General features: G+C 61.6%; 9 protein-coding genes. 6 read left to right on the plus strand and 3 right to left on the minus strand.

What is annotated here, in order from left to right:
• Positions 1-51 precede the first annotated feature (51 nt).
• From ASD32_RS15640 to ASD32_RS15650, 3 genes are all read left to right on the plus strand, one after another.
• Entirely contained in the window at positions 52-1,455 is a 1,404-nt protein-coding gene (locus ASD32_RS15640) for an MATE family efflux transporter (protein ID WP_060638966.1), read from the plus strand.
• Positions 1,456-1,475: 20 nt separating this feature from the next.
• Positions 1,476-2,033 (plus strand): GNAT family N-acetyltransferase, encoded by a 558-nt coding sequence (locus ASD32_RS15645; protein WP_200953605.1) that lies wholly within the window; start codon positions 1,476-1,478, stop codon positions 2,031-2,033.
• A 159-nt stretch (positions 2,034-2,192) separates the two neighbouring features.
• Positions 2,193-2,597, plus strand: coding sequence for a chloramphenicol phosphotransferase CPT family protein (locus ASD32_RS15650; protein WP_244490177.1), 405 nt, complete (start codon positions 2,193-2,195; stop codon positions 2,595-2,597).
• A gap of 105 nt (positions 2,598-2,702) precedes the next feature.
• Here ASD32_RS15650 and carA read toward each other — a convergent pair whose 3' ends face one another.
• Complete coding sequence (gene carA / locus ASD32_RS15655) at positions 2,703-3,908, minus strand: glutamine-hydrolyzing carbamoyl-phosphate synthase small subunit (protein ID WP_060638991.1); 1,206 nt, start codon at positions 3,906-3,908, stop codon at positions 2,703-2,705.
• A gap of 283 nt (positions 3,909-4,191) precedes the next feature.
• On the opposite strand from carA, the gene ASD32_RS15660 reads away from it, so the two are divergent.
• Positions 4,192-4,650, plus strand: a complete 459-nt coding sequence (locus ASD32_RS15660) for a GatB/YqeY domain-containing protein (RefSeq protein ID WP_060638968.1) — start codon at positions 4,192-4,194, stop codon at positions 4,648-4,650.
• 89 nt (positions 4,651-4,739) lie between these two features.
• Here ASD32_RS15660 and ASD32_RS15665 read toward each other — a convergent pair whose 3' ends face one another.
• A complete protein-coding gene (locus tag ASD32_RS15665; protein ID WP_060638969.1) occupies positions 4,740-5,075 on the minus strand; it encodes a BrnA antitoxin family protein in 336 nt (111 codons plus the stop codon).
• On the minus strand, positions 5,038-5,328 hold the full coding sequence (locus ASD32_RS15670; RefSeq protein ID WP_060638992.1) for a BrnT family toxin: 291 nt from the start codon (positions 5,326-5,328) through the stop codon (positions 5,038-5,040). The genes ASD32_RS15665 and ASD32_RS15670 overlap by 38 nt, the downstream gene beginning before the upstream one ends.
• Positions 5,329-5,483: 155 nt before the next feature.
• On the opposite strand from ASD32_RS15670, the gene dnaG reads away from it, so the two are divergent.
• Complete coding sequence (gene dnaG, locus ASD32_RS15675) at positions 5,484-7,511, plus strand: DNA primase (protein ID WP_060638970.1); 2,028 nt, start codon at positions 5,484-5,486, stop codon at positions 7,509-7,511.
• A gap of 153 nt (positions 7,512-7,664) precedes the next feature.
• Entirely contained in the window at positions 7,665-9,527 is a 1,863-nt protein-coding gene (gene recQ, locus ASD32_RS15680; protein ID WP_060638971.1) for a DNA helicase RecQ, read from the plus strand.
• Positions 9,528-9,763: the final 236 nt, after the last annotated feature.

Here is a 9,763-nt window from a genome sequence, read left to right on the forward strand (position 1 = left end):
CCGTCTTGCGGCCCATACCGGTAGCGACGAAGCCAAAGGCCTTTCCTCACCATGCTGACTTCAACCCCTGTCGATACGGGCGTCCGCACCGATAATTCCTGGCCGGCACATTACCGCGCCACCATCGCGCTCGGGCTGCCCTTCGTCGGCGCCCAGCTGGCGCAGTTCGCCATCCATGCCACCGACGTGCTGATGGTTGGCCGCCTCGGCACGACCGAGCTTGCGGCGATGGTTCTGGCCGCGCAGATGTTTTTCACCATCTTCATTTTCGGCTCGGGCTTTGCCAATGCCGTCGTGCCGATCGTGGCGCAGGCCGAAGGCCGGGGTGACCGCGTCGCCGTGCGCCGGGCCGTGCGCATGGGCATGTGGGCGGTGCTCGGCTATGGCGTCATCATGGCGCCGGTCCTGTGGCAGGCCGAACATGTTCTGCTGCTGCTTGGCCAGAAGCCGGAGGTCGCCACGCTTGCCGGACATTATCTGAATGTCGCCCTGTGGGGCATGTTCCCGGCGCTGCTGTTCATGGTGCTGCGCGGCTTTTTGAGCTCGCTCGAGCGTGCCGGCATCATCCTCTATGTGACGATCATCGTGTTGCTCGCCAATGCGGCACTTTGCTATGTGTTCATCTATGGTCATTTCGGCGCGCCGGCGCTTGGCATCGTCGGTGCCGGTATTTCGGCGCTGATCGTCAATACGCTGAGCTTTGTCCTGCTTTACATCTATATCCAGGCGCAGCCGCTGACCCGGTCCTACGAGATTTTCGTGCGCTTCTGGCGGCCGGACTGGCCGGTGCTGAAGGAGGTCGTCAAGCTCGGCCTGCCGATCGCCGTTACCATCCTGGCCGAGGTCAGCCTGTTTACCGTCGCCTCGCTGCTGATGGGGATGATCGGCACTGTCGAGCTTGCCGCCCATGGCATTGCGCTGCAGTTTGCCTCGGTCGCCTTCATGGTGCCGCTCGGCCTGGCGCAGGTTGCGACCGTCCGCATCGGCCTTGCCCATGGCCGCCGCGACGCCGAGGGCATCAAGCGGGCGGCGATTGCCGTTTTCGTCATCGGTTGCGGTTTCGCCGTCATCGGCAGCCTGGTTTTTGCGATATTTTCGCATGAGCTGGCCGCGATGTATCTCGATACGAGACGCCCGGATGCGGCCCAGGTTCTTGCCTATGCCGGTCCGCTGATCGTCATTGCCGGTGCGTTCCAGCTGGTCGATGGCGTCCAGGCGCTGGCCGCCGGCATGCTGCGCGGCCTGAAGGACACGACCGTGCCGATGGTTCTGGCGCTGGTCTCCTATTGGGCGATCGGCTTTGTCGCCGCCTATTTTCTGGCCTTCCATTTCGGCTTCGGCGGTGTCGGCGTCTGGTATGGCTTCGTGCTCGGCCTTGCCGCCGCCAGCATCTCGCTCACCTGGCGCTTCTTCATCTTCCTGTCGCGGGAGCGCAAGCTTCTGGCGGCCAAATAGGGTGAAACATGGAGATGGATATGCCGGACAATGAATTGAACTTTCAGCCGGAGTTGACCGGTGAAACGCTGTATCTGCGTCCTTTGAAGGCCGGGGATTTCGACGGGCTTTTTACCGCTGGCAGCGATCCGGCGGTTTGGGCTGGGCACCCGGCCAAAGAGCGTTACAAGCCCGAAATCTTTCGCCAATATTTCGATGCCCAGATGGCCAGCAAGAGCACGCTGGTCTTCATCGAGCGGGAGACCGGGAAACTGATTGGCTGCTCGCGCTACTATGTGGCGCCGGACCAGCCGCAGGCTGTCGCGATCGGTTTCACCTTCCTCAACAATGCGTATTGGGGTGGCACCACCAATTTCGAGATCAAGCGTCTGATGCTCGATCACGCCTTTGAAAGTGTCGATGACGTGTGGTTCCATATCGATCCCACCAATATCCGCTCGCAAAAGGCGACCGCCAAACTCGGGGCGGTGCATGCCTATGATGCGGTGCTGGATATTTCCGGTTCACCGGTGAACTGGATGTGCTTCCGCTTGACCCGGCATGCCTGGGCCAACGTCAGATCCGCACACCGGCGCTGACCGGGAATCCTTTCCTGCCGCGCAAGGAAGAGCAAATGGACACTGGGCGGATCATTTTTTTGAACGGCACGTCGAGCAGCGGCAAGACGACGCTGGCCGCTTCTCTTCGCGAAGCGCTTGACGCGCCGTTCTGCTTCTATGCGTCGGACCAGCTGGCCGATGCCGGATTTCGGACGATTAAACGCCGCGTCCGGCACGATTCCGCCTCGGGCGAACGCCAAAGGTTCTTTGACAGTTTTTCACCGCTCCATCGCTGTATTCGCGCAAGCGGGAAACGACCTGATCGTCGAACACATTATCGAAGAACAGAGCTGGGCGGACCAGCTGAACATCCTGTTGGGTGATCTCGACGTGTTCCGGATCGGCGTGCATGCGCCGATCGAAGAGATCGAACGGCGGGAGAGGGATCGCGGCAACCGGCAGATCGGCGAAGCCCGCTATCACCTGAAAACCCATGGCTTCTGCATATATGATCTCGAAGTCGATACCAGCGAACCGATCGATCAGTTGGCTGACCGCATTATCGCGGCATGGACCCATCGCAGGGCGCCAAATCGCGCCTGACGTGTGTGGCGGCAGGAAGCGTTCCGCTGTTTTGAAAGCCCTGATGCAAAAGCCCCGGTACTCCGTTGGGAGACCAGGGCTTTTGGCATGTCACGATGGTGACGATCAGCGTTCGGCCAGCGCCGGTTCGCCCTTCTTCTCGCGCACCAGATTGATGAAGCGGCGGAAGAGATAGTGGCTGTCCTGCGGGCCCGGCGAGGCTTCCGGGTGATGCTGGACCGAAAACACCGGCTTGCCGGTGAGGCGCAGGCCGCAATTGGTGCCGTCAAACAGGGAAATATGAGTCTCTTCAACGCCTTCCGGCAGGGACTTCGAATCCACCGCGAAGCCGTGGTTCATCGAGACGATCTCGACCTTGCCCGTCGTGTGGTCCTTGACCGGATGGTTGGCGCCGTGATGGCCCTGGTGCATCTTTTCGGTGGTGGCGCCCAGCGCCAGGCCGAGCATCTGGTGGCCAAGGCAGATGCCAAACAGCGGGATATCGCTCTTGATCAGTTCCTGGATGACCGGAACCGCATATTCGCCGGTGGCCGCTGGGTCGCCCGGACCGTTGGACAGGAAGATGCCGTCGGGCTTTTGCGCCAGAACATCCTCGGCTGAAGTCGTTGCCGGCATGACGGTGACCTTGCAGCCAAGGCCCGTGAACAGGCGCAGGATGTTGCGCTTGACGCCATAGTCGAGCGCCACGACATGATGTGTGGTGTCGGCGTCCGCCAGTTCGTCATAGCCTTCGTTCCACACCCAGGGCTTTTCGCTCCAGCGCGAGGTCTGGCCGGAAGAAGCGACCTTGGCAAGGTCGAGACCTTCAAGGCCGCTCCAGGCCTTGGCTTCCGCCTTCAGCGCCTCGATATCGAAAACGCCGTTCGGGTCGTGGGCGATCACCGCGTTCGGCGCGCCGTTCTCGCGGATCCAGGCGGTCAGCGCGCGGGTGTCGATGCCGCACATGCCGATGATGCCACGGGCTTTCAGCCAGGTGTCGAGGTCCTTTTCGGCGCGGTAGCTGGACGGGTCGGTGATATCGGCCTTGAAGATGACGCCGACCGCGCCGTGGCGGGCAGCCGGCGTCAGGTCTTCGATATCCTCGTCATTGGCGCCGATATTGCCGATATGCGGGAAGGTGAAGGTGACGATCTGGCCGAGATAGGAGGGGTCGGTCATGATCTCCTGGTAGCCGGTCAGCGCGGTGTTGAACACCACTTCGGCCTGTACCTTGCCGGTGGCGCCGATGCCCTTGCCTTCGATCACGGTGCCGTCGGCCAAAACGAGGAGGGCGGTGGGTTTTGCTGATGTCCAGGGGGCTGTCGCGGTCATTGTCTTCATCCCGTTCAGGCGGCGCGGCGCGGACACTCCTCAGGGGAATGCCGCCCGGCCGTTATGGTTCGCAGGCGGGCAGATGCGGGCGATGGGCGCGCGCTGTCAGGCCTGGTCACGATGTTGGTGCAGGTGACGGTCAATAACTGGAGCATCCGGCAAGGTCAATCTTGAAGACAGGCCGATCGGGCTTTTCCTGCGGCTTTTACCGCGAATTATCGCATTTCGTTTGCTCCGGCTCGTGCCGCTGGTTTAAGAAACGCCATCAAACAGGAGTAAGACAATCATGCGCGATCAACTCGCTGCCGCCCTCAAGGATGCGATGAAATCGAAGGATGCGCCACGCCTTTCCACCATCCGTCTCATCCAGTCGGAGATCAAGACCCGCGATATCGCCAATCGGGGTGCCGGCAAAGGCGACGCCAGCGACGACGAAATCCTGCAGATCATGGCCAAGATGGTCAAGCAGCGCGAGGAATCAGCCAAGATCTACGAGGACAATGCCCGCCCGGAACTGGCCGCCAAGGAACGTGCCGAAATCGTCGTGGTGCAGGATTTCATGCCCAAGCAGCTCAGCGAAGCGGAGGTCCGCGCCAATGTCGCTGCCGCGATCACGGAAGCCGGCGCCAGCGGGCTTAAAGACATGGGCAAGGTCATGGCGGTGCTGAAAGAGCGCCATGCCGGCCAGATGGATTTCGCCAAGGCCTCGGCAGTGCTCAAGGAACTGCTGACAGCTGCCTGACCGCTGATTTCGCCTGCCGTATTTTCCGGCGCGGTCTGCGCATGAAAGGCCGCGTCGATGATCGCAAATTTTTCCGCATGGCAGTGCCGCTATCCGTTCTTGCGGTTCTTCTGCTCGGTCATGAAATGCCGCAGCACCGCGTTCATGCGGGTCTGATAGCCCTTGCCGCTCTTCTTGAAGAAATCGATGACGTCCTCGTCGAGCCGGATCGAAACGGCCTTCTTCGGGGTCGGGTAGACGATCGTGGCCTTCGACCAGTCGACATCCATGAATTCTGCCCAGTCGGGATCGTCCCGCATGGCCGCCATAATGTCCTCATCCGTCATGGCGGCGACGCGCGCCCAATCGGTCAGTGTTTTTTCGCCACGCGCCCGCTTTTCGAGTATTTCATCGAGGGAAATTCTGGTGATAGATTCTTTGCTCATTTTTATGTGCCGGCCGGGCGGAGATGATCCTGCAAATTTCCCCTCGCATCGTGTAGACGACAGTGATGATGCGGTTGGTCTCTGGGCAGATCGCCAACGTCCGGACTTCTCCGTTTCTGATGGTTTGAAACTCGATCCTGAATTCTTGCAGAGCGAGCACGGCATCTTCAAAGTCGATGCCGTGCTTTGCCATATTGCCGAGCCGCTTTTGGTTATCCCACTCAAAAAACGCCAACGGTTGTGGGTCCAACATGAAAATGCTTACCACCGTAATCAGACCCTTTATACCAATACAGATTGTATATACAGAAAAGAAACCCGTCAACCTGTGAATTGCGGGTATGATCTGTCCACTCTGTAGCGTGGGCGCGGTTTGCCGCCTATATGAAAGCCAGCCCAGAGGTATTCATGCGATTTTCCAACTCTTTCCTTGACGAGATCCGCGACCGCGTTCCCATTTCGGACGTGATCGGCAAACGCGTCACCTGGGATCGCAAGAAAACCAACGCCTCGCGCGGCGACTATTGGGCCTGCTGCCCGTTTCACGGCGAGAAGTCGCCGAGCTTCCATTGCGAGGACCGCAAGGGCCGTTACCATTGCTTCGGCTGCGGCGTGTCGGGCGATCATTTCCGGTTCCTCACCGATCTCGACGGCATGGCCTTTCCCGAAGCTGTGCAGCAGATCGCCGATCTCGCCGGCATCGCCATGCCGCAGCCGGATGCTGAGGCGGAAAAGCGCGACCGCCAGCGCATCGGCCTCCAGGACGTCATGGAAGTGGCGACGCAGTTCTTCCAGGATCAGTTGCAGACTGCAAACGGCGCCAAGGCGCGCGCTTACTTGCGCGACCGGGGTCTGACCGGCCGCACGATCGAGACGTTCCGGCTGGGTTATGCGCCGGAAAGCCGCAATGCGCTGAAGGAGTTTCTGGCCGGAAAGGGTGTGCCGAAGGATCAGATCGAGGCCTGCGGCCTGGTCGTTCACGGTGCCGATATTCCCGTCTCCTACGACCGGTTCCGTGATCGCATCATGTTCCCGATCCTGTCGTCGCGCGAAAAGGTCATCGCCTTTGGCGGCCGCGCCATGTCGCCGGATGCACCGGCCAAGTACCTCAATTCCAACGAGACCGAGCTCTTCCACAAGGGCAACGTGCTCTACAATTTTTCACGCGCCCGCAAGGCGATGTCCGGTACTGGCCGCGATGGCAAAGCCGCGCAAAGCGAAAATGCTGCAGGCACCATCATTGCCGTCGAAGGCTATATGGACGTGATTGCGCTGCATCAGGCCGGCATCGAAAATGCCGTGGCGCCGCTTGGGACCGCGCTCACCGAAAACCAGATGGCGCTATTATGGAAGCTCACACCACAGCCGGTGCTCTGCTTCGATGGTGATGGCGCCGGTATCCGTGCGGCCAACCGCGCCGTCGATCTGGCGCTGCCGCATCTGAAACCCGGCTTTTCCGTCCGCTTCGCCATGCTGCCGGATGGCAAGGATCCCGACGATCTCGTGCGCAACGAGGGCAGGGCGCCGTTCGACAAGGTGATGGCATCGGCCCGCTCGCTGTCGGAAATGGTCTGGCTGCGCGAGGCTCAGGCAGGGTCGTTCGATACGCCCGAAAGCCGCGCCCAGCTGGAAGCGACCCTGAAACAGGTGGTGTCGGTCATATCGGACGAAAATGTCCGCCGCCATTATGGCCAGGATGTCCGCGACCGGCTGAACCAGTTTTTCCAAGTGGCATCCCGCCAGCATAACGGCCAGCGCGGCGGCTTCGACCGCAACCAGCGGCAGGGCGCAAACCGCGGGGGTGGCCAGGGCCGCGGTGCACAGCAGGGCGGCCGCATGCAGGAACGCTCGGGCATTTCCGACCGGCTTGCGCGCTCGTCACTGGTCAGCGGCCATCAGGCCCTGCCGCCCTTGCGCGAAAGCGTGCTGGCGCTGACCATCGTCAATCATCCGCAATTGCTGTTTGAAGAATATGACGAGATTTCCGCCATCGAATACGACAATCGCGATCTGCAGCGCTTCTGGTCGTCGGTGCTCAACGCCGCCGCCGCCAAAGGCCCGCGCCTGTCGCGCGAAATCCTCATCGAGCAACTGGAGGCCGAAGGCTTCGATACGATGCTGAAATCGCTCGACCAGCAGATCCGCTTTGCCCGCCTGTGGACCGCAACCACGGCCGCCGCACCCGAGGATGCCCGCGAGGGCTACCTGCAGGCACTCGCCCTGCATCAGCGCACCAAGGCGCTCCTGTGGCAACGCCGCGAACTGGAAAGCGAACTCGCCTACGCCACCGAAGAAGGCGACGACGACACCGTCAGCCAGATCCTGCGCAATCTGCAGGAAGTCCAGCTGGAAGTCACCCGGCTCGAAAACCAGGAAGCGATCATCGATGGTTTTGGCGTGCTGTCGGGGCGTGTGAAGGGGCCTGCGGGGAAGTAGCGGCAGCGACAGGGTTCGAGATGACCCGGCAGGCTGCGCATTTTATCTAAGGATGGGTGCCGCTGATCCGGATCACCGCTGGAAACGTGGCAAAACCCTCGCCCCCATCCCCGCACCTGTGCCATAGTCGGCTTCCCCCATGAAAGCGATTCCATGCCGCAGACCCAGAACCGTATCGATCCGATGTTTGACGCTGACGGCGTGCAAAATCCGTTATCCGTGCTGAAAAGGGTCTATGGTTATCCTGCCTTTCGCGGCAAGCAGGCGGCGGTCGTGGAGCGCGTGGTGTCGGGCGGCGATGCCGTGGTGCTGTTTCCGACGGGGGCCGGTAAATCGCTCTGCTTCCAGATCCCGGCGCTCTGCCGCGATGGCGTCGGCATTGTCGTATCGCCGCTGATCGCGCTGATGCGCGATCAGGTGGAAGCGCTGAAGCAGCTGGGGGTGCGGGCGGCTGCGCTCAATTCCTCGCTGTCGCGCGAGGAATTTCTCGATGTGCGCCGCGCCATCGCCAATGGCGGGCTCGATCTTCTCTATGTGACGCCGGAGCGCATCGTGACGCCCGCCTTCAAGGAGATGATCGGCTCTGCGAAGATTTCGCTGTTTGCCATCGACGAGGCGCATTGCGTCTCGCAATGGGGCCATGATTTTCGCCCGGAATACCGGGAATTGGGGCAGCTTGGCGACCATTATCCCGGCGTGCCGCGCATGGCGCTGACGGCCACGGCCGATCCGCACACGCGCGAAGACATTATCGACAAGCTCGGCCTGCGCTCCGCCGAAGTCTTCACCACCTCGTTCGACCGGCCCAACATCGCCTATGAAATCGTCGAGCGCGACCAACCGCGCCAGCAGCTCCTCCGCTTCCTGTCGCGCCATACCGGTTCCAGCGGCATCGTCTATTGCCTGTCGCGCGCCAAGGTCGAGGACACGGCCGAATGGCTGAACGGGCAGGGGATCCGCGCGCTCGCCTATCATGCCGGCATGGACCGCGCCGTGCGCGATGCCAATCAGGATGCCTTCCTCAAGGAAGAGGATCTTTGCCTGGTAGCGACCGTCGCTTTCGGCATGGGGATTGACAAGCCGAACGTGCGCTATGTCGCCCATCTCGATCTGCCGGGTTCGGTCGAGGCCTATTATCAGGAAACCGGCCGTGCCGGACGCGACGGGCTGCCATCGGACGTGTGGATGGCCTATGGCATGGCCGATGTCATCCAGCGCGGCCGGATGATCGATGGCGGCACATCCGGCGACGATATCAAGCGGGTCGAGCGCGCCAAGCTGAATGCACTTCTGGCCATCTGCGAAACCCCCGGCTGCCGCCGGCAATCGATCCTTGCGCATTTCGGCGAAGCGCATGGCGGGCAGTGCGGCAATTGCGATACCTGCATCAATCCGGTGGAAACCTGGGACGGAACAGATGCGGCGATCAAGGCGCTGGCGGCGATCTACCGCACCGGCGAGCGGTTCGGCACCGGCCATCTGATCGATGTGCTGCTTGGCACTGAAAACGAAAAGACCGAACGCTTCGGCCATAGCAAGATGCCGGTCTTCGGGGCCGGCAAGGATATCGCCTCGAAAACCTGGCAGTCAGTCTATCGCCAGCTTCTCGCCGCCGGTCTGATCAGCGTCGATCACGACGCGTTCGGCGCGCTGAAGCTGGAGCCGGAAGCGCGCGCCGTCTTCAAGCGCGAGCGCGAGGTCCGCTTCCGCAAGGACCGCCCGGTTTCAGGCAAGGGCAGGGGCAAGAATGCCCGGCAATCGGCCGCATCGGGCGCCAGGTCGGCTTTGGCGGGTTCCGATGCGGAGCTGTTCGAGGCCTTGCGCCGGGCCCGCTCCGGCATCGCCAAGGAACTCGGCGTGCCGCCGTATGTCGTCTTCCCCGACACCACCCTCATCGCCTTCGCCACCGCCCGCCCACAGGATCACGACGCACTTCTCGGCATTTCCGGTGTCGGCCAGTCGAAACTCGAGCGTTACGGCGACGCGTTCCTGGATGTCATCCGGGGATTTGATTGACCTCGGTTTTTTCTTCTCCCGAGAGAAAAGATGGCCAGAAGCGCGGATGAGGGCCTCTTCTCTTCTCCCCGGCGGGGAGAAGGTGCCCGAAGGGCGGATGAGGGGGCGGTACGCTCAGAATGTGCCGAACCGCCCCCTCATCGCCTCGCATGCGCTCGGCACTTCTCCCCGCGGGGAACCGTTGCAAAATTCTGTGGTTGTGATTCTCTGTCGTTACGAGCAGCGGAGATGGTGCG

Source organism: Rhizobium sp. Root483D2, assembly GCF_001426685.1.
Classification (GTDB): domain Bacteria; phylum Pseudomonadota; class Alphaproteobacteria; order Rhizobiales; family Rhizobiaceae; genus Pararhizobium; species Pararhizobium qamdonense.

Excerpts from the sequence above, each read along its gene's own strand:
- ASD32_RS15640 (WP_060638966.1), top strand. The coding sequence starts at position 52 with ATGCTGACTTCAACCCCTGTCGATACGGGCGTCCGCACCGATAATTCC.
- ASD32_RS15645 (WP_200953605.1), top strand. The coding sequence starts at position 1,476 with ATGCCGGACAATGAATTGAACTTTCAGCCGGAGTTGACCGGTGAAACG.
- ASD32_RS15650 (WP_244490177.1), top strand. The coding sequence starts at position 2,193 with ATGCCGGATTTCGGACGATTAAACGCCGCGTCCGGCACGATTCCGCCT.
- carA (WP_060638991.1), bottom strand. The coding sequence starts at position 3,908 with ATGACCGCGACAGCCCCCTGGACATCAGCAAAACCCACCGCCCTCCTC.
- ASD32_RS15665 (WP_060638969.1), bottom strand. The coding sequence starts at position 5,075 with ATGAGCAAAGAATCTATCACCAGAATTTCCCTCGATGAAATACTCGAA.
- ASD32_RS15670 (WP_060638992.1), bottom strand. The coding sequence starts at position 5,328 with ATGTTGGACCCACAACCGTTGGCGTTTTTTGAGTGGGATAACCAAAAG.
- dnaG (WP_060638970.1), top strand. The coding sequence starts at position 5,484 with ATGCGATTTTCCAACTCTTTCCTTGACGAGATCCGCGACCGCGTTCCC.
- recQ (WP_060638971.1), top strand. The coding sequence starts at position 7,665 with ATGCCGCAGACCCAGAACCGTATCGATCCGATGTTTGACGCTGACGGC.